The sequence below is a fragment of the Burkholderia reimsis genome (assembly GCF_003294055.1).
GTDB lineage: Bacteria > Pseudomonadota > Gammaproteobacteria > Burkholderiales > Burkholderiaceae > Burkholderia > Burkholderia cepacia.
The window spans coordinates 1-26,263 of the sequence record NZ_QMFZ01000067.1 but is presented as its reverse complement, the minus strand read 5'-3'; the positions used below and the strand labels follow the sequence as shown (position 1 = coordinate 26,263).

Annotated in this window: 26 protein-coding genes; 6 read left to right on the top strand and 20 right to left on the bottom strand. The window is 67.3% G+C overall.

The features are described 5' to 3' along the window. The first annotated feature begins 249 nt into the window (after positions 1-249). On the top strand, positions 250-498 hold the full coding sequence (locus tag DPV79_RS39515; protein ID WP_021161497.1) for a hypothetical protein: 249 nt from the start codon (positions 250-252) through the stop codon (positions 496-498). 304 nt (positions 499-802) lie between these two features. Next, the gene (locus DPV79_RS39510; protein ID WP_048022623.1) at positions 803-1,276 is read left to right on the top strand and encodes a nuclear transport factor 2 family protein; all 474 of its coding nucleotides are present in this window, start codon (positions 803-805) and stop codon (positions 1,274-1,276) included. Positions 1,277-1,287: 11 nt separating this feature from the next. On the opposite strand, the gene DPV79_RS39505 is transcribed toward DPV79_RS39510, so the two are convergent. Further along, positions 1,288-2,043 carry a BPL-N domain-containing protein gene (locus tag DPV79_RS39505; protein WP_113047970.1) on the bottom strand — a complete coding sequence of 252 codons (756 nt, stop codon included), beginning with the start codon at positions 2,041-2,043 and terminating at the stop codon, positions 1,288-1,290. 692 nt (positions 2,044-2,735) lie between these two features. Here DPV79_RS39505 and acnB point away from each other — a divergent pair. Beyond that, positions 2,736-5,321, top strand: a complete 2,586-nt coding sequence (acnB, locus tag DPV79_RS39495; RefSeq protein ID WP_113047968.1) for a bifunctional aconitate hydratase 2/2-methylisocitrate dehydratase — start codon at positions 2,736-2,738, stop codon at positions 5,319-5,321. A 125-nt stretch (positions 5,322-5,446) separates the two neighbouring features. Here acnB and DPV79_RS39490 read toward each other — a convergent pair whose 3' ends face one another. Beyond that, the gene (locus tag DPV79_RS39490; protein ID WP_113047967.1) at positions 5,447-5,860 is read right to left on the bottom strand and encodes a PPC domain-containing DNA-binding protein; all 414 of its coding nucleotides are present in this window, start codon (positions 5,858-5,860) and stop codon (positions 5,447-5,449) included. A gap of 389 nt (positions 5,861-6,249) precedes the next feature. Between DPV79_RS39490 and DPV79_RS39485 the strand changes: the two genes are divergently transcribed. After that, on the top strand, positions 6,250-7,077 hold the full coding sequence (locus DPV79_RS39485; protein WP_244321889.1) for a hypothetical protein: 828 nt from the start codon (positions 6,250-6,252) through the stop codon (positions 7,075-7,077). Positions 7,078-7,246: 169 nt separating this feature from the next. Next, entirely contained in the window at positions 7,247-8,173 is a 927-nt protein-coding gene (locus tag DPV79_RS39480) for an ADP-ribosylglycohydrolase family protein (RefSeq protein WP_113047965.1), read from the top strand. Positions 8,174-8,315: 142 nt separating this feature from the next. Here the strand turns inward: DPV79_RS39480 and DPV79_RS39475 are convergent, their stop codons facing one another. From DPV79_RS39475 to DPV79_RS39405, 15 genes are all read right to left on the bottom strand, one after another. Then, a complete protein-coding gene (locus tag DPV79_RS39475) occupies positions 8,316-8,867 on the bottom strand; it encodes a GNAT family N-acetyltransferase (RefSeq protein ID WP_113047964.1) in 552 nt (183 codons plus the stop codon). Positions 8,868-9,005: 138 nt separating this feature from the next. Continuing rightward, positions 9,006-10,406: an MFS transporter gene (locus DPV79_RS39470; RefSeq protein WP_048022629.1), complete on the bottom strand. Its 1,401-nt coding sequence runs from the start codon at positions 10,404-10,406 to the stop codon at positions 9,006-9,008. A gap of 30 nt (positions 10,407-10,436) precedes the next feature. Then, positions 10,437-11,681 (bottom strand): NAD(P)/FAD-dependent oxidoreductase, encoded by a 1,245-nt coding sequence (locus DPV79_RS39465; RefSeq protein WP_060344148.1) that lies wholly within the window; start codon positions 11,679-11,681, stop codon positions 10,437-10,439. Continuing rightward, positions 11,678-12,640 (bottom strand): VOC family protein, encoded by a 963-nt coding sequence (locus tag DPV79_RS39460; protein WP_113047963.1) that lies wholly within the window; start codon positions 12,638-12,640, stop codon positions 11,678-11,680. The genes DPV79_RS39465 and DPV79_RS39460 overlap by 4 nt, the downstream gene beginning before the upstream one ends. 18 nt (positions 12,641-12,658) lie before the next feature. Continuing rightward, positions 12,659-14,149: an aldehyde dehydrogenase gene (locus DPV79_RS39455; RefSeq protein ID WP_059686086.1), complete on the bottom strand. Its 1,491-nt coding sequence runs from the start codon at positions 14,147-14,149 to the stop codon at positions 12,659-12,661. Between the two features lie 72 nt (positions 14,150-14,221). Then, positions 14,222-15,049: an aspartate dehydrogenase gene (locus DPV79_RS39450; protein WP_059622588.1), complete on the bottom strand. Its 828-nt coding sequence runs from the start codon at positions 15,047-15,049 to the stop codon at positions 14,222-14,224. After that, a complete protein-coding gene (locus DPV79_RS39445) occupies positions 15,042-16,709 on the bottom strand; it encodes a thiamine pyrophosphate-binding protein (protein WP_021161509.1) in 1,668 nt (555 codons plus the stop codon). The genes DPV79_RS39450 and DPV79_RS39445 overlap by 8 nt, the downstream gene beginning before the upstream one ends. Then, the gene (locus tag DPV79_RS39440; RefSeq protein WP_113047962.1) at positions 16,702-17,499 is read right to left on the bottom strand and encodes an SDR family oxidoreductase; all 798 of its coding nucleotides are present in this window, start codon (positions 17,497-17,499) and stop codon (positions 16,702-16,704) included. Before DPV79_RS39440 ends, DPV79_RS39445 begins: the two co-directional genes overlap by 8 nt. Next, a complete protein-coding gene (locus DPV79_RS39435) occupies positions 17,496-18,353 on the bottom strand; it encodes an IclR family transcriptional regulator (protein WP_059497041.1) in 858 nt (285 codons plus the stop codon). The genes DPV79_RS39440 and DPV79_RS39435 overlap by 4 nt, the downstream gene beginning before the upstream one ends. Continuing rightward, positions 18,350-19,246, bottom strand: a complete 897-nt coding sequence (locus DPV79_RS39430; protein ID WP_113047961.1) for an alpha/beta fold hydrolase — start codon at positions 19,244-19,246, stop codon at positions 18,350-18,352. Before DPV79_RS39430 ends, DPV79_RS39435 begins: the two co-directional genes overlap by 4 nt. Before the next feature lie 18 nt (positions 19,247-19,264). Next, on the bottom strand, positions 19,265-19,792 hold the full coding sequence (locus tag DPV79_RS39425) for a cupin domain-containing protein (protein ID WP_021161513.1): 528 nt from the start codon (positions 19,790-19,792) through the stop codon (positions 19,265-19,267). A gap of 33 nt (positions 19,793-19,825) precedes the next feature. Continuing rightward, positions 19,826-20,596 carry an SDR family oxidoreductase gene (locus tag DPV79_RS39420; protein ID WP_048022637.1) on the bottom strand — a complete coding sequence of 257 codons (771 nt, stop codon included), beginning with the start codon at positions 20,594-20,596 and terminating at the stop codon, positions 19,826-19,828. Continuing rightward, complete coding sequence (locus tag DPV79_RS39415; protein WP_021161515.1) at positions 20,589-21,659, bottom strand: aromatic ring-hydroxylating dioxygenase subunit alpha; 1,071 nt, start codon at positions 21,657-21,659, stop codon at positions 20,589-20,591. Before DPV79_RS39415 ends, DPV79_RS39420 begins: the two co-directional genes overlap by 8 nt. Before the next feature lie 68 nt (positions 21,660-21,727). Then, a complete protein-coding gene (locus tag DPV79_RS39410) occupies positions 21,728-22,039 on the bottom strand; it encodes a recombinase-like helix-turn-helix domain-containing protein (protein WP_113047960.1) in 312 nt (103 codons plus the stop codon). Between the two features lie 3 nt (positions 22,040-22,042). Then, positions 22,043-22,360 carry a non-heme iron oxygenase ferredoxin subunit gene (locus DPV79_RS39405; protein WP_027789384.1) on the bottom strand — a complete coding sequence of 106 codons (318 nt, stop codon included), beginning with the start codon at positions 22,358-22,360 and terminating at the stop codon, positions 22,043-22,045. A gap of 445 nt (positions 22,361-22,805) precedes the next feature. On the opposite strand from DPV79_RS39405, the gene DPV79_RS39400 reads away from it, so the two are divergent. Continuing rightward, complete coding sequence (locus DPV79_RS39400) at positions 22,806-23,885, top strand: porin (protein WP_042976372.1); 1,080 nt, start codon at positions 22,806-22,808, stop codon at positions 23,883-23,885. A 103-nt stretch (positions 23,886-23,988) separates the two neighbouring features. On the opposite strand, the gene DPV79_RS39395 is transcribed toward DPV79_RS39400, so the two are convergent. From DPV79_RS39395 to DPV79_RS39385, 3 genes are all read right to left on the bottom strand, one after another. Continuing rightward, entirely contained in the window at positions 23,989-24,882 is an 894-nt protein-coding gene (locus DPV79_RS39395; RefSeq protein ID WP_042976374.1) for an IclR family transcriptional regulator, read from the bottom strand. Positions 24,883-25,150: 268 nt separating this feature from the next. Next, positions 25,151-25,630 (bottom strand): type 6 secretion system effector deamidase TecA, encoded by a 480-nt coding sequence (gene tecA, locus DPV79_RS39390; RefSeq protein WP_021161519.1) that lies wholly within the window; start codon positions 25,628-25,630, stop codon positions 25,151-25,153. A 101-nt stretch (positions 25,631-25,731) separates the two neighbouring features. After that, positions 25,732-26,211, bottom strand: a complete 480-nt coding sequence (locus DPV79_RS39385) for a YbaB/EbfC family DNA-binding protein (RefSeq protein WP_113047959.1) — start codon at positions 26,209-26,211, stop codon at positions 25,732-25,734. Between the last annotated feature and the right edge of the window lie 52 nt (positions 26,212-26,263).

Sequence of the window (26,263 nt, the reverse complement as noted above, 5' to 3'; positions counted from 1 at the left end):
CCTGACATTCGTCAAACTCGCGCGAATCGCGGGCCTGTCGCGCTGAAAACCGTCGCGCGAATGTCTCGCCGCCCGTCCGGTTTCGCCCGCCGGCCGCATTGAAACCTTGCCTTCGCTCCACCCGCAACACGCGAAAAACGGGACACGATCACCCCGCCCGCCCCCGATTCAGCAGACGTTTACCGGGGGAACCCCCAAGTGCTTCGTCGAACGTGTCCGCGTTACGCTTGTGCGACGAGGAGACGAACCATGAGACGAGCCGTACATATCGCTGTTTTCGCGCTGCTGGCGTACCTCATCGGCGATCGCGCGATCCTGCATGCGCAGGGCCGCGACACCAGCCCGCTCGCGTGCGAACAGGGCGCCGCGCAAGTGAAGGTCGACGCGCTCGGCCGCGGCTTCGGCGAAGCAGCGGCCAGCAGCCAGGGCGAGGCATTCATGTCGGGCTGCCTGGTGACGGGGCGCGGCAACCAGGACGTGGCGCTGGCGAACCGCTGACGTGCATTCGCCGACGCTCCGGCCTGGTTCCGGTCGCGACGGCTGAACCGGTGGAGCCGCGCACGCCCTTATCCCTTCCCGCTTGTTTCGATCGATATCGCGACATGCCGCGACGCATGTCACGTTCAGGGCGGCGGTCACGCCGAACGCCCGCACGTGACCTGCATCGTCGCGCGGAAGACACGTCGACATCCGCTCGATCGGGGCATTCCTGCCGTATGGCGCGCCCCCGTCGATCAACCGGTCGAATGTCCGGCCGCCGCGTCGAGACTCCGTTTCATCTGCAACGACACCCCACCCAACGATGAGCCATCCGCACACCGAGTTGATCCAGCGCTTCTACACGGCGTTCCAGCAGCGCGACATCGACGCGATGCTCGCCTGCTATGCCGATGACGTCGTCTTCAGCGATCCCGCGTTCGGCGAGCTGCGCGGCGACCTCGCACGCGACATGTGGCGCATGCTGGTCGCGCGTGCGCAGGACTTTTCCCTGACGTTCAGCGACGTCGCCGCGGATCAGCAGGCCGGGCGCGCCGAATGGATCGCCCATTACCGGTTCACCACGACCGGCCGGATGGTGGTCAACCGGATCGACGCGCGGTTCCGGTTTCGCGACGGGCGCATCGTCGAGCATCGCGACAGCTTCGACCTGTGGCGCTGGGCGCGTCAGGCGCTTGGACTGAAAGGCGCGCTGCTCGGCTGGACGCCTTTCGTGCAACGCGCGATCCGCGCACAGGCGCGGAAGAACCTCGACGCGTATCGCGCACGGCGGAATTAGCTCGCGCACCGTCATGGCTTCATCGTCGCGTTGATCAGGTCGTACGCCATGTCCGGCAGAACCCCGTCCGGATTCCGGAGACCGTACTCGCGATACCAGCTTTCGTCGGCTTCGGGATGCGGGCCGACGAGCCCGACGCGCCCTTTGCCGTAGTGATAGGTCGCGGCTGCGATATCGCGGTTCGGATAGGTCGCCAGCACGGCCGCGCCGGGGGCGGCCGGGAGCATCGCGCCGTCCTGGAAGTAGATCCAGCGTTTTTTCCCGCGCCATACCACCGGCGTCACCGTGTCCGCGATACCCTGAAGCGTCGAGCGCGGCCGGTCGACCTCCGAGTCGATCTGGCCCGCGACCAGCCCGAAACCCGGGTCGCCCGCCAGGTAGGCGCCCATGCAGATGCCCAGATAGCGCCCGCCGTTCGACACGTATTGGCGCACGGCCTCGATCGAGGCTTTCCCGATGCTGGCCGCCGCGCCGGGGATGTCCTGCCCGCCGCCGGGCTGGACATACAGCGCGGCGCCGGACAGGACGGCAGGCGTGATCCGGCGTTTTTCCGCCGGCCCGACGTAAAGCACCCGGAACTTGTGCTCCGATTCCCGCAGGCGCCTCGCAATCGTCTCGGGGCAACCGTCGCATGCGGCCGGGCCGCGATAGACCAGTGCGACGGGACGGCTGTCGAAGCCGCGCGTTTCGTCGTCGGCCGCCGCCGCATGAACGAGCGACGACGCGACGAGCGACAGGACAACGAAAATCGATTCTCTGGATCGCATGTTCCGGACTGACGGGACTCGAGGGTTCGCGGTCGGCCGTTCACGACGAAGCAACCGGCACGCGCCAATGCCCCGCTTTTTTTGAAATATCGCTGAAAGGCACGTGAAATACAGCGTATGCGCCCGAAAGCGGTACGTGTGTACCGTTTCCTGTGTGCTTGTGCAGAAATGTGCGCCGCCGGCTTCCGTGCTTCCGTGCTTCCGTGCTTCCGTGCTTCCGTGCTTCCGGGCTTCCGGGCTTCCGGGCTTCCGGGCTTCCGGGCTTCCGGGCTTCCGGGCTTCCGGGCTTCGTAACCAGCAGCGCCCCCGCGCGGGCGGCAGCCTCGGGCGCCCCTTGCCTTCTCACACGACAGCGGCCGGCGCCGTAACGCGGGCGACCCGACAGAGACGGACGCCCCCGGATCCCGATCACGTACACCGCCGCCGCCCCCGCTTCTCCCATCAACAGTCGGGACACCCGAGACACCGCGCCCGCAGGCATGCCCCGGCGCGCCGCCGAAACACATCCGCAAACACCGGCTCCCCCGCGCCACCGCCCTTTCCCACGCCCCAACTCTCAACTCTTATATAAGACATAAGACATTTGACGTTACAGATCATTGAGATTAGAATCCCGCTCAAAGCAGTGCCTGGAACAGCCCCGGAGTGCCGGCAAGGCCTTCCCCTCAAACGCAATATCAGCAGGTCTCCCCATGCTTGAAAACTTTCGTGCTCACGTGGCCGCCCGCGCCGCGCTCGGTATTCCTCCCCTGCCGCTGACGGCTCAGCAGACCGCCGAACTGGTGGAACTGCTGACCAACCCGCCCGCCGGCGAAGAGCAGACGCTCGTCGACCTGATCACCCATCGCGTGCCGGCCGGCGTCGACGAAGCCGCCCGAGTGAAGGCCGGCTTCCTGGCCGCCGTGGCCAAGGGCGAGACCGCCTGCCCGCTGATCTCGCGCGAACGCGCGACCGAACTGCTCGGCACGATGCTGGGCGGCTACAACATCCAGCCGCTGATCGAGCTGCTGTCCGACGAGGCAGTCGCTGCCGTCGCCGCTGACGCACTGAAGAAAACCCTGCTGATGTTCGACCAGTTCCATGACGTCAAGGAACTCGCCGACAAGGGCAACGCGCACGCGAAGGCGGTGCTGCAAAGCTGGGCCGACGCCGAATGGTTCACGAGCCGTCCGGAAGTGCCGCAAAGCCTGACCATCACCGTGTTCAAGGTCACGGGCGAAACCAACACCGACGACCTGTCGCCGGCCCCGGACGCCACCACCCGCCCGGACATCCCGATGCACGCGCTGGCGATGCTGAAGAACGCGCGCCCGGGCATCACGCCGGAAGAAGACGGCAAGCGCGGCCCGGTCAAGTTCATCGAATCGCTGAAGGAAAAGGGTCACCTGGTCGCCTACGTGGGCGACGTGGTCGGCACCGGCTCCTCGCGCAAGTCGGCCACCAACTCGGTGCTGTGGTTCACCGGCGAAGACATCCCGTTCGTGCCGAACAAGCGCTTCGGCGGCGTGTGCCTCGGCGGCAAGATCGCCCCGATCTTCTACAACACGATGGAAGACGCCGGCGCGCTGCCGATCGAGCTCGACGTGTCGCAGATGGAAATGGGCGACGTGGTCGAACTGCGCCCGTACGAAGGCAAGGCGCTGAAGGACGGCAAGGTCATCGCCGAATTCCAGGTGAAGTCGGACGTGCTGTTCGACGAAGTGCGCGCCGGCGGCCGCATTCCGCTGATCATCGGCCGCGGCCTGACCGCGAAGGCGCGTGAAGCGCTCGGCCTCGCGCCGTCGACGCTGTTCCGCCTGCCGCACCAGCCGGCCGACAGCGGCAAGGGCTTCTCGCTCGCGCAGAAGATGGTCGGCCGCGCATGCGGTCTGCCGGAAGGCCAGGGCGTGCGCCCGGGCACATACTGCGAACCGAAGATGACCTCGGTCGGCTCGCAGGACACCACGGGCCCGATGACCCGCGACGAACTGAAGGATCTCGCCTGCCTCGGCTTCTCGGCCGACCTCGTGATGCAGTCGTTCTGCCATACCGCCGCATATCCGAAGCCGGTCGACGTGAAGACGCACCAGACGCTGCCGAACTTCATCAGCACGCGTGGCGGCATCGCGCTGCGCCCGGGCGACGGCGTGATCCACTCGTGGCTGAACCGCATGCTGCTGCCCGACACCGTCGGCACCGGCGGCGATTCGCACACGCGTTTCCCGATCGGCATCAGCTTCCCGGCAGGCTCGGGCCTGGTCGCGTTCGCGGCCGCCACCGGCACGATGCCGCTGGACATGCCGGAATCGGTGCTGGTCCGCTTCAAGGGCAAGATGCAGCCGGGCGTCACGCTGCGTGACCTCGTCAACGCAATCCCGCTGTACGCGATCAAGCAAGGCATGCTGACGGTCGCCAAGCAAGGCAAGAAGAACATCTTCTCGGGCCGCATCCTCGAAATCGAAGGCCTGCCCGACCTGAAGGTCGAGCAAGCGTTCGAGCTGTCGGATGCGTCGGCCGAGCGTTCGGCCGCCGGTTGCTCGGTGCGCCTGAACAAGGAACCGATCATCGAATACCTGAACAGCAACATCACGCTGCTGAAGTGGATGATCGCGCAGGGCTACCAGGATCCGCGCAGCCTGCAGCGCCGTATCGCGGCGATGGAACAGTGGCTGGCCGACCCGCAACTGCTGTCGCCGGATGCCGACGCCGAGTACGCGGCCGTCATCGAGATCGACCTCGCCGACATCCACGAGCCGATCGTCGCCTGCCCGAACGACCCGGACGACGTGAAGACGCTGTCGGACGTCGCCGGCGCCAAGATCGACGAAGTGTTCATCGGTTCGTGCATGACCAACATCGGTCACTTCCGCGCCGCGTCGAAGCTGCTCGAAGGCAAGCGCGACATTCCGGTCAAGCTGTGGGTCGCGCCGCCGACCAAGATGGACCAGAAGCAGCTGACGGAAGAAGGTCACTACGGCGTGTTCGGCACGGCCGGTGCGCGTACCGAAATGCCGGGCTGCTCGCTGTGCATGGGTAACCAGGCACAGGTGCGCGAAGGCGCGACGGTCATGTCGACGTCGACCCGCAACTTCCCGAACCGTCTCGGCAAGAACACGAACGTGTATCTCGGCTCGGCGGAACTGGCGGCCATCTGCTCGCGTCTGGGCAAGATCCCGACCAAGGAAGAGTACATGGCGGACATGGGCGTGCTCAGCGCCAACGGCGACAAGATCTACAAGTACATGAACTTCGACCAGATCGAGGACTTCAAGGAAGTGGCCGACACCGTGCAGGTGTAAGCACGCAGTCGGGCTGCGGCGGGTGGTCGACGTCGCAGCGCACTGGAAGGCGCCGCGGACCGAAAGGCCGCGGCGCTTTTTTTATGCGGCGGGAAAAGGACGCAGCGATCGATGCATAGTCGCATTCATAGGGTGTCGCCGCCCGGCTCGCGACGGATCACCAGTTCGTTGAAGCCGGTGCCCGCGTCGGGCTCGCGCGAGAAGCGATGCGCGGGCATCAGCGCGAGCAGGATCTCGGCCGTCGTGCGCACCACACAGCCGCTCGCAACATGGCCGCCGGTCACGCGGCCGGCCGCATCGGAAATCGACATATGCAGATGCGCGCCGTCCGGCGACACCGAGCCGGCCAGCGTCAGGATTTCGAGGTCGCCGCGCAGCTCGGTCGGCTGATCGACGCCGGCGAAGCGCAACTGCGCGACGCTCAGGCTGCCGATGCCCTGGATCACGAAGGCCGCATGCGCTTCATGCTGGTGTAGCGCTGCCTCGATGGCGCCGCGCAGATCGTCGCCGGGGGAAAGACGCAAAGGATGGGCTTGCATGGTCGAGAACCTGTGGGTCGATCGCGGTATCGACCCAGCGTACGTTCGTCCCGTGAATCCGGCAAGTCCTCCGCGCTCGATAATCCCGCGCGTCGGTGTCTTCCCGGCGTCGTTTCATCCGATGTCGTTCGACCCCGGGCCACCCGCGCATACGGGCCCCTGCCGCATGGTTTCGCACCGGCCGCAGCGCATCGGTCTTGTTTTCCGTATGAAACACACACGCGTTCGTCTGAGAACCGCCCCTGACGTATGCAAGAATCAGTTCCTCGAGGAAATCCCTGCCTTATCGCCCCCTTCACCGAACGCCCCGTCGAATGCCCGAATGCCCGAATACGTATGAGCGGTTCCACACCCCGAGCGACGACATTGCCGCGCGGGAAGTTGCGGCGATGAGCGATGAGGAGCGTGCGCGCGCCAGGTCGGCGGGGACCGTGCATGTCCGAAGCTGGCTCGCCATTCTGATGCTGCCGGTCGTAGTCGGGCCTGTGGTCCCGGTGCTCGTGTATTTGCTGGGTATGCTGGCTTACCACGGAACGGTCGATCCGACCTTCGACATGGATCGTGCGGTGGACGGAACAGCCGTCACCATCGTATGGGTCACGGCGCTCTTCATCGCAGCGTGGATCGGCCTGAACTGGTGCGTCGCGACGTACGGCACCCGACAGCGGTACTGGCGCGAAATGCCGTCCAACGGACATGTCGAATTGGAGCGCCATACGCTATGCTCAGCAATCGTCGTGTGGTCGGACGACTACGATCCGGAACCCCTCTACGTCGACGAATGGATCGACGGCAAGCTCAAATCCAGCAGGACCCGACTCAGGCAGTGGATCCTGGCCCGAACGTCCGTCGGTCATTGGCTGGTGCTGGATCATCGAATTGCGGCAGACAATTGGTACGCGCCGCCAACGTTCCCGTCGGAGACGAAACGATTGATCCCGCGGCGAGAATTGGCAATCGCATTTGCGCCACGCACCCACGTCCGCATCGGATTGAGATGGAGTGGACCGGCGGCGCCATTGGCCGTGACATCCTATCTGCTGGCTCACGCCGAATGTGAGCGTCTGTCTGCGGCGGCTCACCACCATGCTTTTTTTCCGCCGGACCAATATGGCGTCGTCGACCCCGCCGATGCAGACTGGGTCGGGGAACTCGCCGCCAAGGCACTGGAGCGCGAAGTGCCTGTCGACGTGCCGGCCGGGCGAGCGTTGACGTAATCGTCGCGGGTCGTTTCAACGACGACTGCGGCCGCCACCGCGCGAAGGCGCCCGGCGAACAGTCTGAAAAGTACGTCAATTGGCGGCGACGGCATACTGACGGGGTTCGACTCAAGATCTTGTGCATGGTCTTCCGCGACGCAAGCCGCCCCAACCCGAATTCCTTTCGATGACACCGATTCCGAACCGACGATCCCGCCTGCGCGGCGGCCTGCTTGGCCTGCTGATCGGCGACGCGCTCGGCGTGCCGTACGAATTCCACGACGCCGCGTCGATCCCGCCGCCCGCCGCGATCGACATGACGCCGCCGCCCGGCTTTGCGCGTGCTCACGACGGCGTGCTGCCCGGCACCTGGAGCGACGACGGCGCGCAGGCGCTCGCGCTGCTCGACGCGCTCGCGGATGACCGCGACCTCAATCTCGACACGTTCGCCCGCAACCTGCAGGACTGGTTTCATCGCGGCGCCTTCACGCCGGACGGCCGCGTGTTCGATGTCGGCCTGCAGACGCAGCGTGCGTTCCATGCGCTGGCGGCCGGCGCGGCGCCCGCCGTTGCCGGCCCTGACGGCGAGCGCGACAACGGCAACGGCTCGCTGATGCGCTGCTTCCCGGTGGTGATGGTCGCCGCCTCGCGCGACGACGCGATCCGGCTTGCGTGCAAGCAGAGCGTCGTCACGCACGGTCACGTGCGCTCGCAGCTGTGCTGTGCGCTTTATGGCCTGACGGCATGGGGCATCGTCAAGGGCAAGCCGGCGCCGGATGCGGTGCGCGCGGCCGAGGACGAGTTGCTCACACGCTACGCGGGCACCGCAGACGAAGTCGAACTGAAGATCGTGCTCGACGGCCGCTTCGACGCGCCGCAAGGGTCCGGTTACGTGGTCGACAGCTTCTGGTCGTCGATCCATTGCCTGTTGTCGACGCGCAGCTACGAAGACTGCGTGAAGCGCGCGATCGCGCTCGGCAACGACACGGACACGACGGCGGCCATCGCCGGCAGCCTCGCCGGCGCGCTGTACGGCGAGCACGCGTTACCCGACCGGTGGGTCGCGGCACTGCGCGGGAAAGAACAGGTCGAGGGCCTGCTCGCGAAAACGTGAGCGTTCGACGAGCATGCGCGGCCGGCGACAGAGAGACCGGACGGGAAAGTACGTAGACGCGAACGGGTACAACCGGCGCGTGGCCGACATGAAAGACAGCCGCCGGGATTGACCTGACCGGGCCATCGCCGGCCCGGCCGCCTCACGCGCGCCGATCGCTCGCCAGCAACCCGTACAGCGCGCTGTCCGACACTTCGTCACCGACGATCCAGCGTTCGCGCAGCAACCCTTCCCGCGCGAAGCCGAGCCGTTCGAGCAGCCGCGCCGACGCGACGTTGCGCGGATCGATATCGGCTTCGATCCGGTTCAGCCGCAGCGTGCCGAACGCGTGATCGATCACGGCCGACGCCGCCTCACACATGTAGCCACCGCGCCAGTAGCGGCGCCGCAGGCTGAAGCCGATCTCCGCACGCCGGCATTGCTCGTTCGCATGGAACAGCACGCATTCGCCGAGTGCTTCGCCGGTTTCCCGCAGTTCGAGCACGCAGATCAGGTCCTGCCCGCTCGCGGACGTGTTCAGGTTGCGCGTGACGCGCTCGACGGCCTGTTCGATGTGCGTCATCGGCGAGAACGAGAAATAGCGCATCGCTTCCGCATCCGACCAGATCTCGAAGAAGGCGTGCGCGTCGGCTTCGCGCAGCGGCCGCAGGACGAGGCGGGATGTTTCCAGCGTGACGGGTTCGAACAGGGGCATGACGACACTCGATCGAAAAACGGGAGCGTGAATTAGAACACGCAAGCCTCGAGTCGGCCACGCCAACATCGCCGCGAAAAACAAAAAGCCCGGGCATCGCCCGGGCCTCTGCATGTCATCCGTTACCGCCGGCCGCGCTTACGCTTCAAGCGCTTCGAGCACCTTCCCCTTCGTCTCGATCCCGACGAAGTGCACGGTCACCGCCGCGATCAGCGGCACGATGCCGATCAGGTAGAACGCGGGCGCGAGATTCCCGCCGATGATCGCGTGCGGCACCACCATCGGCGCGACGAACGACGCGATCTTCAGCCACGCGCTGCCGAGCCCGCAGCCCGACGCGCGGATGCTCGTCGGATACTGCTCCGGCGTATAGACGTACGCGGTGATGAACCCCGACGCCATCAACCCGAGCGACAGCGAGCAGAAGATCGAGACGACATACACCGACGACGCGTGATAGACACCCGCGAACGCCAGCGACAGCGCGCACAGCACGAACGACCACACGATCACCGGCTTGCGGCCGAGCTTGTCGACGAGCAGCGCCGACGCCAGCGACCCGAGCACGCCCATCACCGAGCCGATCACCGCGAGGTTCAGCGCGAGCTGCAGCGGCGCGTGATAGAAGTTCTTGTAGATCGTCGGCAGCCACGTCGACAGCCCGTACTGGATGAACCCGCAGGTCGCCCACAACGTCGCCACCGCGAGCGTGCGCTTGCGATACGCGGCGCTGAACAGGTCGCTCATCCGGCGCTTCGGGTGCTGGCGCACCATCTCGTCGAACGCGGCCACCTGCGTGACGGGCGGCAGCTCGCCGCGCACCGACGCTTCGAACGCGCTCGTCGCCCGCCCGGCTTCCGCGAGCCGCCCGCGCGACGCGAGCCAGCGCGGCGATTCCGGCACGAGGCGCGTCAGCACGAGCGACAGGATCAGCGGCAGCCCGCCGACGAAGTACATGATCTCCCAGCCGAAGCGCGGCACGAGCCACGCACCGAGTGCCATCGACACGAGCAGGCCGATCGGGAACACGATCTCGTACAGCAGCACGAAGCGGCCGCGGCCATGTGCGCGCGTGATCTCGTTGATGTACGTCGCGGCGACCGGCAACTCGCCGCCCAGCCCCAGGCCCTGCAGGATCCGCAGCAGCACGAAGATCTCGAACGTCGGCGCGAAGCCGCACGCGATGCTCGTGATGCCGATCACGGCCGAGCTCCACGCGATCGCCTTCACGCGGCCGTGCTTCTCCGCCAGCGCGGGAAACAGGAACGCGCCGATCAGCTGGCCGATCGCGCCGGACGCGATCAGCAGGCCGATCTGGGTCGGCGACAGCCCCCATTTGTGAATCAGCAGCGGCAGCGTGGCCGCGATCGTGATCACGTCGAAGCCGTCGAAGAACGTCGCGGTGCCGATCAGCACGCGGGCGCGGATCTGCATTGCGTTGGCCGGAAGCCGCTCGAGCCGCGCGATGATCGCGCCCGGCGTGGAGGCGGCAGCTTCCATCGTGGCGCGACCGGCCACGACATTGTCGAAAGTGCTCATGCGGAGGATCTCCTGGGTTTCGTCGCCCGGTCAGGCCAGTGTCTTGCTCGTGTCTGCCAGCGCTTCCGTATCCACTGCCCGGCCCTGGTTCATCCACTTGCGCGCGAGCTTCAGCTCACGCGCGTTGTTCACGGCGATGACACCTCTCACATGCCCTTCGCCCACGAAAAACAGCGTCGCGCGTCGCGCGGCAAGCTCGCCGCGCACGACGAGCTGCGCATCGGCCGGCAGATCGCCGAGGATCTGCAGGTTCACGTCGTACTGATCCGACCAGAACCACGGAATCTCCGCGTACGGTGCGCGCACGCCCAGCACGGCCTTCGCGGCCGCGATCGCCTGGTTCTGCGCATTGGCCCACGATTCGAGCCGCACGCGCCGCTTCAGCCAGCCGTTGTGATGGTTCGCGACGTCGCCGCACGCGAAGATCGCCGGATCGCTCGTCGCGCCGAATTCGTCGACGACGATGCCGTCGTCGATCGCCAGCCCCGCGTCGCTCGCGAGCGACGCGTTCAGCGCGAGGCCGATGCCGGCCACCGCGAAATCGGCGTCGATCGTCGTGCCGTCGGCGAGCGTCGCGCGTACCTTCGACGCGTCGTCCGGCTGTGCGTCGAGCGACGCGAGCGCCGCGCCGAGCCGTACGTCGACGCCGTTCGCGCGATGCAGGTCGAGCAGGAAATCCGACACGATCTGCGGCACCGAGCGGCCGCACAGCCGCGGCGCGCCTTCGACCACGACCGCCTCGACGCCGAGCTTGCGCGCGGTCGCCGCGACTTCGAGGCCGATCCAGCCGCCGCCGATCACGAGCACGCGCCGGCTCGCGCGCAGCTTCTCGCCGAGTGCGGCCGCTTCGTCGAGCGTGCGCAGGTAATGCAGGTTCGGCGTCTTCACGAGCGCGGCCGGCAGGCGGCGCGACGTGCCGCCGGTCGCGATCACGAGGCGGTCGTATTCGATCTCGCGCCCGCTTTCGGTACGCACCACGCGGCGCGCACGGTCGATCGACGCGGCGCGTTCCGGCTGCCACGCCTCGACGTTCAGCGCGTCGAATTCGTCGGGACGCACGACGCGCACGGTTTCGATGTCGGCGTCGCCCGCCAGCACGGCCTTCGACAGCGGCGGCCGCTCGTACGGCAGATGCGGCTCGTCGGCAATCATCACGAGACGGCCCGCAAAACCTTCCGCGCGCAGCGTCTTCAGCACCCAGCCGGCGGCCTGGCCGCCGCCGATCACGACGACCGTGCCCGGCGCGGCGTGCGCCTGTGCGTTCTCTTCGCTCACGATTTGCGCTCCGTCATGAACTTGCCTTCCGGCGCCTTCGCGTGCTTCTGCCGGCGCGTGTTGCCGTCGAGGCCGCCGTCGACGGCCCATTCGGCGAACACGGTCGGGCCCGGTTCGAATTCGCGCGGCTGCCACTCGGGCGTCAGCATGTCTTCGTCCGCGTAGTACTCGATCAGGCCGCCGGCCGGGTTCTGGAAGTACCAGAAGTACGCGGACGACACCGGATGACGCCCCGGGCCGAGTTGCGTTTCCCAGCCGCAGCGGTCGATGTGCATGCCGCCGCCGAATACTTCGTGGATGTCGCGCACGGTGAACGCGACGTGATTCAGGCCACGTTTGCCGTTCGGCAGCGCGAGCAGGAACAGGTCGTGGTGGCCGCCGTGCGGCGCGCAGCGCATGAACGCGCCGCGGCCCGGATAGCGGTCCGACGTCTCGAAGCCCAGCAGCTCGTGATAGAACTTTTCCTGCGCGTCGAGGCAGTTCGTGAAGAACACGACATGCCCGACCTCGACCGGCTCCGCACGCGCGTAGATCGGGCTCGGCTGGTCGACGCGCAGCGTCCGGCCCCACACGTTCGACGGCGAGCCCGTGATGTCGAGTGCGCGCTTGCGCGTGACTTCGATGCGGATCGCCATCCCGTTCGGGTCGGTGCAACCGAACGCATCCTTCCGCGCATAAAAGCCGGGCTGGCCTGCAAACTTGCCGCGCAGCGCGTCGAGTTCCTGCTGCGTCGCGACGCCCCACGTGACTTCACGCAGCGTCGGGCCCGCTTCGAACGCGGGCGGCAGCGCCGGGTCGTCGGCCTTGACGATCAGCACGGTGCAGCCGTTCAGCGTCTCGAAGCGCGCCTGCGTGTCGTCGTGCTCGACTTCCTTCAGCCCCCAGTCGGCGAAAAAGCGCCGGCAGGTGGCGAGATCGTCGACCCCGTACGTGATCTGCTCGATTCCCAGAATGCTCATTGCGTTTTTCCCCTTCGCTCAGTTCGCCCACGGCAGCGGCGCGTCGTTCAAGCCCCAGTAGAGGCTCTTCTGCTGCATGTACTCGCGGATGCCGAGACGCCCCTTCTCGCGGCCCATCCCGCTCTCCTTCCAGCCCGAGAACGGCGTGGAGATCGAGAACAGCTTGTACGTGTTGATCCAGACGGTGCCCGTCTCCAGCGCGCGCGCGATGCGCCACGCACGCTTGTAGTCGCGCGTCCAGATGCCGGCGGCCAGGCCGAACACGCTGTCGTTCGCCTGCGCGATCAGCGACGCCTCGTCGTCGAACGGCATCGCGACCAGCACCGGCCCGAAGATTTCCTCCTGGCAGATGCGCGCGCTGTTCGGCAGGCCTTCGAGAATCGTCGGCTGATAGAAGAAGCCGTTCTCGCGACCGTCGCCCGACGGCCGCTCGCCGCCGCACAGCAGGCGGCCGCCTTCCTCGAGGCCGAGCGCCACATAGCGCTCCACCGACTCGCGATGCTTCGCGGTGATCAGCGGCCCCATCTGCGTGTCGGGTCGAGTCGGGTCGCCCACGCGCAGCTTGCGTGCGCCCGCGACCAGGCGCTGCATGAATTCGTCGTACACCGCGCGCTGCACGAACAGCCGCGAACCCGCGATGCACGCTTCGCCCGACGAGCTGAAGATGCCGTACAGCACGCCGTTCACCGCATGATCGAGATCGGCGTCGTCGCACACGATCGTCGGCGACTTGCCGCCGAGTTCGAGCGACACGGGCATCAGCTTTTCCGCCGCGATGCGCGCGATGCCGCGGCCCACTTCCGTGCCGCCCGTGAACGACACCTTCTTCACGAGCGGATGGCGCACGAGCACGTCGCCGATCACCGAGCCCTTGCCCGGCAGCACGCTCAGCACGCCCTTCGGCACGCCGGCTTCCTCGCAGATGCGGGCCAGCGCGAGCGACACGAGCGGCGTGACCTCGGCCGGCTTGAGCACCACCGCGTTGCCGCCGGCGAGCGCCGGCGCGAGCTTCTGCGCATCGGACGCGATCGGCGAGTTCCACGGCGTGATCGCCGCGATCACGCCGATCGGCTCGTGCACGCTCATCGTCAGGTAGTCGCCGCGCGACGGTGTGAGTTCCTCGTCGAGCGTTTCGAGGCACGCCGCGAAATAACGGAACGTGTTCGCCGCGCTCGCCACCAGCACGCGCGTCTCGCCGATCGGCTTGCCGTTGTCGCGACGCTGCAGGTTCGCAAGCGCCTCGTGGCGCTGCATGATCAGGTCGGCGATGCGGTACAGCACCTGCGCGCGCAGGTGCGGCTTCAGCCCGGCCCAGTCGGCGCGGCGCCAGGCGGCGTCGGCGGCCACGACGGCTTCGGCCGCGTCTTCCGCGTTCGCCGTCGACACCTCCATGTTCAGCGACTGGTCGGCCGGATAGATGCTCGCGTAAGGCGCGCCACGGCCGCGCCGCCACTCGCCGCCGATCAGGATGTTGCCGTCGGGCACGAGGCTCGTATCGAAAGGAGTCATGTCACAAGTCCCACAAATCTGTCTCTGCACGTCCGCCCTCGCGGTGGCGCGGGCGGACATTCAATGGCCCGGTCAGATCACGCAGCGGGCCGCGCGGTTGCGCAGCGCGCGGATCGCGCTGTACGCCGTCAGCGCGGACGTCTTCGGGTTGTCCGGCAGCGGCTTGCCGCTCATTTCCAGCGACATCTCGCCGAATGCGCCGCGCGCGGTGATGCGGTGCACGTTGCGCTCGACCGCCGGATCGGCGATCAGGCGCACGTGCGTCGCGTCGAGGCCGAGGCCCGCGAGCGCCACGGTGGCCGCGACGTTCGCGTTCTTCGGATACAGCCGCGCGGCGTCGCGCGCGGTGCCTTCGAAGATCACCTTCGCCTCGCGCATCGCACGCAGGTCGCACATCTCCTCGGCGGGCGTGCCGAGCCAGCCGAGCGGCGGCTTGCGGCCCACGTACAGCACTTCGTCGAGGCCGCCCTGCTTCGCGGAGGCCAGCGCGTCGATGCCGCCGATCGCGCCGGACAGCAGCGTGACCGTCGCATCGCCTTCGTCGGCCGCCTGCGCGAGCACGTCGAGCAGCGCGAGGTCGGACAGCGCGCCGATCGACGCGACCGCGCAATCGGTGCCTGCCTTCAGCAGCGGCACGACGTGATCGACGAGCGCGCTGTGGCCCGCGCATTCGAGCGCGAACTCGGGGCGGCGGGCCAGTGCGTCGACCGACGACACGACCTCCACCGCGCCGCCCAGCACGCCCTGCACCGCCGCGCGCTGGTGTTCCGGCACGATCACGTGCGCGACGCGCAGCGACGCATCGTGCTCGACCGCGTGGTACACGGCCGCGCCGATCGCACCGAAGCCGATCATCGCGACATCGACGGGGGCGTGGGCCCGCTTTTGCCCGTTAAGCATACTGGCGCTCCGTCGGCGCTTCCTTCTTCACCGGCGGGCCCGCGAACTGCGATGCGAACGAGCCGACCGACAACATGTCGACCTCGACCATCACCGGCCCTTCCTTGGCCATCCCTTCGCGCACGATCGCCTCGGCGTCGTCGAGCGACGTGATCCGGTAATGCGTGAGGCCGAAGCTCGCGCAGAACTGCGCGAAATCGGGCTGGTGCAGCTGCACGAAGCAGCGGCGGCCGCCGTAGTGCGCGTCCTGGATGTTGCGGATCACGCCGTAGCACTGGTCGTTCATCAGCACGATCATCACGTTCGCGTTTTCCTGCACGGCCGTCACGAGCTCCCCGACGTTGACCATCAGGCCGCCGTCGCCGACCAGGCAGACCGTCTTCGCCGCCGCGCCCGCGAGCGCCGCGCCGATGCCCATCTGGATGCCCTGGCCGATGCCGCCGCCGAGCGCATGCACGCCCGAGCGCGGCTCGAAGATCTTCAGCAGGCGGTTGCCCCACGTGCTGTTCGAGATCGTCACGTCGCGCACCCAGTTGTAGTCGCGGCCGACCGCACCCTGCAGCGTGTCGACCAGCTTCTTGTACGGCCCGAGGCCCTTCGACACGTCGGCCACCGCCTGCTCGCGGGCTGCCGCGAGATCGGCCGCGAACTGCGGATCGACCGACAGGCGGCCTTCGAGCCGGTCGGCCAGCTCCGCCAGCACGCGCTTCGAATCGCCATGCACGAACAGCTCGTTGCGATAGCCGCGGTTGTCGGCGAGTGCGTCGGCATCGATGCGGAACAGCGGCTGCGGCAGCGCGAGCTTGTACTTCAGGGTTTCGTTGCCGCGCAGGCGCGAACCGACGACGACGAGCGCATCGCAGGTCTTGTAGAACGCTTCGACGGACGCGTGCACGTTGAACGCGCCGAGCGTCGCCGGGTGATCCTCCGGCAGCACGCCACGGCCCTGCACGCTCGTCACGACGCCGAAGCCGAGCTTCACGAGGCGCTCGACTTCCGCGCGTGCATGGCGCGCGCCGCCGCCGAGCCACAGCAGCGGACGGCGCTTCGCCGCGAGGGCATCGGCGAGCTTCGCGACGCGTGCGGAATCGTGCTCGCGCACCGTGACGTGTGCCGGTGCGAGGTCTTCCGGCCATTCGATTTCAGCTGCCTGGATGTCGATCGGAATCTCGACCGACACCGGGCCCGTCGGCGCCGTCTGCGCGATGCGCACGGCTTCGCGGATCGTCGGCAGCACGGTTTCGACGGTCCGCACGCGGAAGGCGGCCTTCGAGATCGAGTCCAGCATCGACAGTTGATCCGGCGCTTCGTGGATATACGCGAGATCCTGGTCGAGATACGGCGTCTCGATCTGCCCCGTGACGTGCAGCAGCGCGGTGCCTGCCGTCAGCGCCTCGACCATCGCGCCCGCCGCGTTGCCTGCCGCCGTCCCCGTGCTCGTGAACGCGACGCCGAGGCCGCCCGACACGCGGGCCAGGCCGTCGGCCATGTTCAATGCGCCGGCTTCGCCGCGTGCGCCGACGTACCGGATGTTGCCGCGCGAGTTGATCGCGTCGAGGATCGGCATGTTGTGGATCGAGATGACACCGAATGCGGTCTTCACGCCGCACTGCTCGAGAAAGGCGGCAATCAGCTCGCCAACCGTGGTTTTTTCAGACATGGCGTGCAAAGCCTCCAGAAACGTCGATATGGCTGCCCGTCGTGTAGGACGACAGATGCGTTGCGAGATAAAAAAGTGCCCAGGCTGCCTCGTCGGGCTTGCCGAAGCGGTTCAGCGGAATGTGCTTCGTGCGGGCGATCGCGCCCGTCCAGTCCTCCCAGCTTTCGCCGGCCTGCGCCTGCGCTTCGTAACGGCGGCGCCACTGGCCCGACTCGACGATGCCGATCAGGATCGAGTTCACGCGGATGCGCTGCGGCGCGAGTTCGTTCGCGAGCGACTTCACGAGGCTCAGCACGCCCGCGCGCGCCGACGACGTCGCGACCATGTGCGGCTCCGGCTGCAGCGCGAGCAGCGAGTTCACGCAGGTGATCGTCGGCGCCTGCGCATCGCGCAGCAGCGGCAGGAACGCGCGCGTCGGGCGGATGATGCTGAAATACTTCAGTTCGAGCTCGTCGCGCCACGCGTCGTCGGTCGTGTCCGCGAAGGTCGACACGCGACCCTGGCCGGCGTTGTTGACCAGCATGTCGGCGCGGCCGAAGCGTACGGACACCGCTTGCGCGAACGCGGCGACGTCATGCTCGTCGAGCACGTTGCAGCGCGCGGCGAGCAGTTGAGCGCCCGGGTATTTTTCGTCGAGCATCGCCTCGGCGCGCGCCAGGCGCTCGCCGTCGCGGCCGCAAATCGCGACCGATGCGCCTGCCTGCAGGAACCGTTCGGCGGTCGCGAGGCCGATGCCGGACGAACCGCCCGTCACCACCGCCACCTGCCCGGTCAGATCGATCTGGATCATCGGAGTCCTAATGCTTTCATGAACGTGTGCTCGTCATCCGAGCGGTAATTGAGCCGCCGCGACAGTTCCGCCGCCGCGCGCTGCACCTTGTCGATCAGCCCGTCCGCGATCAGCGCCGCGTCGATCTCCGGACGCGGCACCGTCACCGTGATGCACGCGACGATCTTCTGCGTCTCGTTGCGCACCGGCGCCGTGACCACCGAGATGCCGCGCTCGAACGACGAATTGCTGACGCCGTAGCCGCGCAGCGCATCCTCGCGGATCACTTCGTACAGCGCGTCGACCGTTTCCGGTGTCGCGTTCGTCATCCGGTTCAGCGTGCCTTCCGGATACAGCGAGCGCAGCTCCTTCAGCGACAGGTCGCCCATCAGCACGTGGCCGTGCGTCGTCGCATGCGCGGGCAAGCGCGTGCCGACGTTCACGCGGATCGAGCTGAACACCGGCGACTGGCTCTGCGCCTTCGCGACGAACACCACGTCGCGGCCGTCGCGGATCACGATGTGCGTCGTGAAGCCGGTGGCGTCGCGCAGGCTCTCGATCACGGGCAGGCCGAGATCGGTCAGCTCCAGCGAGCTCAGGTATTCGAAGCCGAGCCGCAGCACGGCGATGCCGAGCTTGTAGTTGCGATCCTTGTCCGCGCGCTCGAGGAAGCCGAGCGATTCGAGCGTCTGCAGCAGGCGGAACACCGTCGTGCGCGGAATGCCGAGCCGCTTCGACAGCTCGGGCGCACCGAGCACGGGCTCGCGCGGCGAGAATTCGGCGAGGATCCGCAGCCCGCGTTCGAGGCCGGGCACCACGTAGCTGGCTTCGGCCTTGTCGTTTTCGGGTTCGGGTCGTTGCAGCGGTTCGTTCATGCCAGCCCCCGCTGTTGGTCGCACTGACGGCAGAACGTGTCGATCAGTGCGGAATAGACGGCCGGCGCCTCGACATAACCGGCATGACCGGCTTGCGGAATCACCTGCAGCCCGACGTGCGCGGCCGCGGCGATCCGCTCGCACGCGGCGGGCGGCGTGATCGCGTCGTTCGCGCCGACGGCCACGGCCGTGCGGCCGCGAAAGCCGGCGAGATCGGCCGCCAGATCGGCGTTCGCGAGCAGATGCGTGGCCTGCGCGTAGCCGGCCGGCACGATGCGCGCCATGTTCCAGCGCACCCACGCACGTGCGTCCTCGTTCGCGAAACCGGACAGCATGTTGCCGCTGCGCTGCTCGGCGAGCCCGGCCGGGCCGAGTTCGGCGAGCATCGCGAGCCGCGCGTCGCGGCGCGATTCGCGCGTTTCGGCCGGTGCGCTGCCGTAGCCGCCCGCGGGCGACACCAGCAGCAGGCCGGCGATCCGCGCGGGCATCACGCGGGCGAGGCCGCCCGCGACGATCGCGCCGAGCGAATGGCCGACCAGCACACAGCATTCGATGCCGAGTGCCTCGAGCCACGCGTTCAGCGATGCCGCGTAATCGGCGGCGGCCGGCGACGCGCCGTGCACGGGCGTCGACACGCCGTAACCGGGCGCGTCCCACGCGAGCACGCGCCGCGATGCGCCGAGCGTGTCGAGCTGGCTGACCCACGATGCGGCGCCCGAGCCGATGCCGTGCAGCAGCACGACGGGCAGCGCACGGCCCCCATGCTGCGCGCCGGCCTCACGGTAACCGATCGTGCCCGCCGCGCCGGCCGCGCAACGCTGCTCGGGAAACTGCCCGAGCAGCGCGGCGAACGCCGCGGTGCGGTCGCGCTCGCGTTTGTCGATGACACTCATTGCTTCACCCGTCCCGTCTCAGCGCTTGATCTTCGCGAGCGGCGAATCGGGCGGATACGTCGGCGTGACCGGCTTCGGCGAACCGAGCATCACGCACATCAGCGCATCTTCCTCGCCGATGTTGATTTCCGTGCGATACACGCCCGGCGGCACCGAGATCAGGTCGCGCTCGCCGAGGATCGCTTCCCACGTCTCGCCGTCGCGCTCGCAGATCACCTTCATCTTGCCGCGCAGCACGAAGAAGATCTCTTCCACGTCGATGTGGATGTGGCTCGGGCCGATGTTGCCGGCCGGGATGACCATCGTCGAGAACGTGAAGTTGCCGGCCGGCACCGTGTTGACGTCCTTCGCGACGCCCGTGCCGCCCGTGCCGACGTAGCGCATCTGCGCGCGGCGGTACTTCGGGTCGTAGTCGGCCTGGAATTTCAGTGCGTCCCAGTCGTAGCGCCGCGTCGCGTAGCGAGCAACGCGCCCTTCCATCCAGTCGTTGAAGCTTGCGCCTTCCGGCTGGTCCCACGACTTGCGTTCGAGATCGGCGTCCGCCATCGTCCTCTCCTTCATCAGAGTGAAAACTTCAATTCAATTCATCACGAAGCCGCCGTTTACCGGCAGCAATTGACCCGTCACGAAGCGCGCGCCGTCCGACAGCAGGAACAGCACGGGGCCCGTCACGTCGTCGGGCACCTGCGCGCGCGTCAGCGCACGGCCCTGCATGTAGAACGCGTGGCGCTCGGCCGGCACGTAGGCGGTCGCCTCGACTTCCGTCAGCCCCGGCGCGATCGCATTTACCGTCACGCCGTGCGCGCCGAATTCGCGTGCCTGCGCATGCGTCATCGCGATCACCGCGCCCTTGCTCGCGACGTACGCGAGCAGCTTCGGCGCACCCCACAACGCGGTGTCCGATGCGAGGTTCACGATCGCGCCGCGCCCCGACTGCGCGAGGTGCGGCAACGCCGCATTGCTGACGAGCCACACGCCGCGCACGTTCACGTTCATCACGGCGTCCCAGGTCGACACGTCGAGCTCCGTCGACAATTTGCCGCCCGAATTCGTGATCGCCGCGTTGTTGATCAGCGCGTCGATGCCGCCGAGCGCCGCCGCGCCCTGCGCGACAAACGCGTCGACACTCGCCGGATCGGCCAGGTCGAGCGTGAAGAAAAACGCGGTGTGGCCGGCTTGCGTGAGCTGCGCGGCCAGCGCGCGGCCTTCTTCGGCGAGCACGTCGCCGAACGCGACCTGCGCACCCGCCGCGACCAGCGCCTTCACGAACGCCGCGCCCAGCCCGCGCGCGCCGCCCGTGACGAGCACGCGGCGCCCCGGCAGCGACACGACCGGAGCGCGCTCAGCCATGCGAGGGCTCCGCCGCGGCCTGCGCCGCACGATGCGCGTCGAGCGCGGAAAGATGCTCCTGCGCACGCTGGCGCAGCATCCGGCGCACGCGCGTGATGCCGACGTCGTGCTGGTACAGGTATTCGTGATCGCGCGCGTGCGGCGCGAGGCTTTCGAGGACGTAGCGGTCCTGCTCGAGCACGTCCCAGTGCAGGCCCTCGAGGCGGTTGCGGTACATGAAGCGCCACACGTCGCGCTGCCAGCCGCTGACCTTGCGCGTGCGCCAGAAATAGACCTGGCAGTTGTCGCCGTCGACCGGCGTCGCGAAGCCGATGATCCCGAAGTTGCCGCCGGGACCGAACTTCTGCTTGTACGGAATCGCGAGGCGCATCCACAGGCAGCCGGTTTCGCCGAGCTCGACCCAGTCGAAATTCACGTCGCGCTGGCCGATCTTCTCGAACATCAGGCCCGTTTCCGTCTTGCGCACGCGCATGTCGGCCTGCTTGTCGCCTTCGGCCATCGAATGCGACGTCGCGTGCAGGTACGCGCCGTGCATCGGGTCCATCACGTTGTCGATCGCGTACTGGTAATTGCACTTCCAGTTCGACACGCACAGGAAGTGGCCGTACTCGTCGGCGACCAGTTCCTCGGGCAGGTTCAGCGGCGCCGGCTCGCCGTGCGCTTCATCGCCGAACCACAGGAAGATCGCGCCGGCCTTCTCCTCGACCGGATACGACTTCACGCACTTCGTGCCTTCGAGCGGACAGTTCGACACGGCCGGCACGCGGTTGACCGTGCCGCCGCCGTCGACTTCGATGCCGTGATACCAGCACGCGATGTTGCCGCCGAGGTTCCAGCCGAGCGACAGGCGTGCGCCGCGGTGCGGGCAGCGATCTTCGAGTGCGTGAACCTTGCCCTCGTGATCGCGCCACAGCACGATCTGCTCGGACAGGCGCGTGAGGCCGACGGGTGCGTTCGACACCTGCCAGCTCGGCGCGACGGGATACCAGTAGTTCTTGATGCCGCGGTCGAGATAGTCACGGACCGGGTCGTGTTGGACTGCGTGTTGTACGGGGGACGTCATCAGTGTGCTCCGGATGCGGTTGTCGGGTCGGCGCTCAGGCGCTCACGCGCGCGGCGCGGTCGCTGCGCTCATTCCGCCAGCGAGGCCATTTCGGCGCAGAAACGCTCAGGTGTCCAAACCGTGCCGTCCGGCGCGCGAAAGCCGATGCGGTTCAGGCCCGCGACGACATCGTCCAGCTCGGTCGCGCCGCTCTCGAACACACGCTCGAGCGCATCGCCGAGGTCGTTTTCGTACTGGGTCGGGGCGGCCTTGCGGTTCTGCCAGACCTGGTTCTCGACCTGGCCGGGGATCTCGATCTGCCCCTTGCCCGCGACGTTGTTCGGCTGCGGCGCCACCCACGGCTTGAGGAAGGGATTGAAGTTGACGGTCGCTTCTTTCATCGGTTACTCCACCTTGATCTGGATTTCCTCGCCGGCAAGGCGCACCGCGTACTGCTTCAGCGCGCGCCCGCCCGGACCCTTCAGGCATTCGCCCGTCCTGATGTCGAACACGGCCTCGTGCAGCGGGCATTCGACCGTGCCTTCGTCGACGAACCCCTGCGTCAGCAGCGCGTACGCATGCGGGCACACGTTCTCGAGCGCATACACGTCGTCGCCGACGCGGTAGATCCCGATTTCGACGCCGTCGGTCCGCTTGAACTCGATCGGCGTGTCTTCCGACAGCGCGCCGGCGTGCCCGGCGCAAATCCATTGTTCAGACATCTCACACCCTTCCTTCTGATCGACTCTCGGTTTGTTCCGATTTGTTCCATACCCGGAACAGCAGTTTATGGATGGTGATTATAGGAGCGACTTTTCACGAGTAAAACAAAAAGCTGCACGCCCTAGGGAAAACACCGACCATCGGGTCGGCAGTCACTTCCGCCTGCCTTGCCAAATGTACGTTTTTGTTGTGTATCGGGCATTTACGGCCTTTTTTCGGGCGTCGTGCACCGCAACCGGGCACCGGCACGGATTCCATCCGTCCCGAAAAAATTATTTTTGATACGGCGCTCGACGCCCCTATACTCCATTCCATCAGAGGCACATTGTTCCTTGTATGGAACACAAAAAATGCCCGCTCGATGGCGAAGACGCGTAACGGCAGGCCGTTCCCGCGCAGGCCGCCACGGCACGTTTTCATCAGGTTGGAGATTCAGGAGATCAAATGGTCAAGCATGCGGTAGCAGCAACAGTGATCGGATTGGGCGCCGTGTCGGGCGCGTGGGCGCAGAGCAGCGTGGTGCTGTACGGCAGCATGGATGCGGGGGTCGCGTACGTGAACAACGTCGGCGGCCATGCGAAATGGGCGATGATCCAGGGCAATACGCAGCCCGACCGGTGGGGCCTGAAGGGCAAGGAAGACCTCGGCGACGGCCTGTCGGCGATCTTCCAGCTCGAAAACGGCTTCTATACGAACAACGGCCAGTTCGCGACCGCGAATACGATCTGGAACCGCGCCGCCTTCGTCGGCCTCAGTTCGGAACGCTACGGCACGCTGACGCTCGGCCGCCAGACGCCGCTGTCGTTCGACTATCTCGATCCGCTCAGCACGGCCTACCTCGCGATGAGCTGGTATGCGTTCCACCCCGGCAACATCGACGGGCTCGCCGCGACCGGCAACGTGCCGTACAACAACGCGGTCAAGTATCGTTCGCCGACCTTCGCGGGCTTCTCGGCCGCGGCGACGATGGCGCTCGGCAACACGACGAACTTCTCGACCGGCAAGTCGGTCGGCGTCGCGCTGAACTATGCGAACGGGCCGTTCAAGGCGTCGGCCGTGTACTCGAACGAGCACGACCGCTCGATCCTGATCAGCACGACCGGCATCACGTCCTTCCAGGGGCAGAACACCGCGAACGGCTATATCGCGAACAAGGTCGAGAACATCGGCGCGGGCGCGTCCTACCAGTTCGGCGACTTCCTCGTGCATGGCCTGTACACGCGCACGAAAATGCAGTCGAACGGCTATTCGGACACGTTCCAGAGCTACGACGCGGGTGTGAACTATCGCAGCAGCGCGTTCAACACGATCGCGGGCGGCGCGGCAACCACGACGCTGGCCGGCCGCCGCTGGACGCAGGTCGAACTCGGCGACATCTATTCGCTGTCGAAGCGCACGCAGCTTTATGCGAACGTGCTGTACGAGCATGGTTCGGGCGGCGCAAAGGCCGCGTTCTTCACGGCAGGCGTGTCGAGCACCGCGAACCAGGTGGTCGTGCTCACCGGGATCCACCACTCGTTCTGAACGGCGCCAGGCAGTCGGTGCCTGAAACGAAACGAGGGGCCCGCGGGCCCCTCGTTTTTTTGATTGCGGTGCCGCGTGCGGCGGCCCGCCCGACAAGTCGGCGTCAGAACATCGCGACCTTGTGGCGCGCGTGCGCGAACGTCGGGTCGCTCTCGAGCGGACGATAGTTCAGGCGCTGGGACAGGTCGACCGCCGCGCCGCACACGGCTTCGACGAGCCGTTCCTTCTCGCCGGCCTCGCCGATCTCCGAGCGCGGCACCGTCGCGGTGATCGCCGCGACGATCGAGCCCGAATGATCGCGCACGGGCGCCGTGACCGCCGAAATGCCGCTCTCGAATGCCGCCTCGCTGACCGCATAACCGAGCCGCGCGTAATGGCGCACGCGCTCGTACAGTTCGTCGACGGTGCCCGGCGTGCGCTCGGTGAACTGTTCGAGTTTCTTCTCCGGATAGAGCTGGCGCAGTGCGTCGCGCGTCAGGTCGCCCATCAACACGTGGCCATGCACGGTCGCATGCGCGGGCAGGCGCGTACCGACGTGCACCTTCACCGAACCGAACATCGACGCGTTGCTCTGCGCCTTCGCGACGAACACGACGTCGCGCTGGTCGCGGATCAGCAGATGCGTCGACAGGCCCGTCGTATCGCGCAGCCGCTCGAGCACGGGCGTGCCGAGATCGGTCAGTTCGAGCGAATTCAGGTATTCGAAGCCGAGCCGCAGCACGCCGACGCCCAGCCGGAAATAACGGTCGCCGTTCACGCGCTCGAGGAAACCGAGCGCTTCGAGCGTCTGCAGCAGGCGGAACGTGGTCGTGCGCGGAATGCCGATGCGCTTCGACAACTCGGGCGCGCCGAGCACGGGCTCGCGCGCGGAGAATTCGGCGAGGATCCGCAGCCCGCGTTCGAGCCCCGGCACCAGGTAGGACGATGCGCCGCCGGACGATTCGTCGTCGCCGGGCGCCGCGGATTCAGGCGCGTCGCTCATCGTTGTCTTGGCCATGTGGACATGGACGGAAGGAAATCAATCACGAAACGGGTCATGGATCGTCGTGGGCAGGCGGCCATGCGACCCCGGCGCGCACGCGGGCTCGCACCCGCGTGAATCGCCGCGGCGCAGCATGCGCTTCCACGGCCCCACGAATAGTCATTCACGGTCGAGAGGATAGCAGCGATGGACAGCGCGGCGCCATGCGGAAATCGCCGAACGACGCGATGCCGGCCGTGGGCGCGGCGCGCGGCGGCCGGCGTGGCTGCCGAAGCCGCGCCGCCTACAGGCGCGACAGGTGTACCCGGATGTTCGCGCGGTCATACGTGAATCCGCCGGCCGCGTCCGGCTCGAGCACCCGCGCAAGGTCGACCGCGTACATCCAGCCGCTGCCGAGACGGCCCCCGTTGATCGCCCGGATCCGGCTGCCGCCGACGGCGATCGCGGCATGAAAAACGGTGCCGCCCCGCGAGAAGCCGACCGCGGTTCCTGCCGGAATGCTCGCGCGCCCGTCCCATTCGCCGCCGGTCTCGAAGTTGAAGCGGGTCCGCCAGTGCTGGCCGATCGTGTCGAGCAGCGCACCGGGCGCGATCATCGCGTCACTGCGCAGCAGATACCGGACATAGGCCGCGGCGTCGTAACAGACGCCGCCGGACACGTATTCGTTGATGTCGGCCATGCCGAACATCAGCGCCTGCGCGTGCTTCTGCCGTTCGGCGAAACCGGATTGGGCGACGTGCCCGCCTAACTGGCTCAGTTGCATGGGTGGCTCCTCGTGAAGAAGCAGGACGTCATCGTCCTGCCGACGCAATAACGTCATATGTTATTACGATATCCGGCCACGCCCGCATTCCGGCCCGGGCGTCACGGCATGCGGGCGGCCGATGCCGGCGCGGCAGCGGCCGCATCGGGATTCGGCGTGAGCCGCAGGCGCACGCGCAACGGCTGCAGCATGTCGGGCGGCGGCGGTTCCGCCAGCGGGCCGGCCGTGAGCAGTTGCCGCAGTGTCGCGTCTGCATCGGGATCGCCGAGCGACGCGAATTCGACACGCGTGACGGCGCCGTTCGGGCCGATCCACGCGCGCACGACGATCGCGGGCGGCGGCGCGGCGGCGCTCGCGTTCAGCACGCGCGCCTCGAGATAGCGGTGCAGCCGATCGGCCGCGTCGCCGTCGGCTTCGAGCCACGTCTGGAACTGCTGCCCGGCAAGCTGTCCGTAGCGCATCCATGCCTGCGGCACGTCGGTCGTCTGCGCGACGGCCGGCGCGATACCCAAAACAAGCGCCCACCCGACGACGATCGCCCGCCATCCGCCGGATACGCGCCATTCCTGCCTTCGCTTCATTCCGCCTCCCGTTTCGACGATGAGCCGTCGTGCCGCGCGACATCGCCCGCGC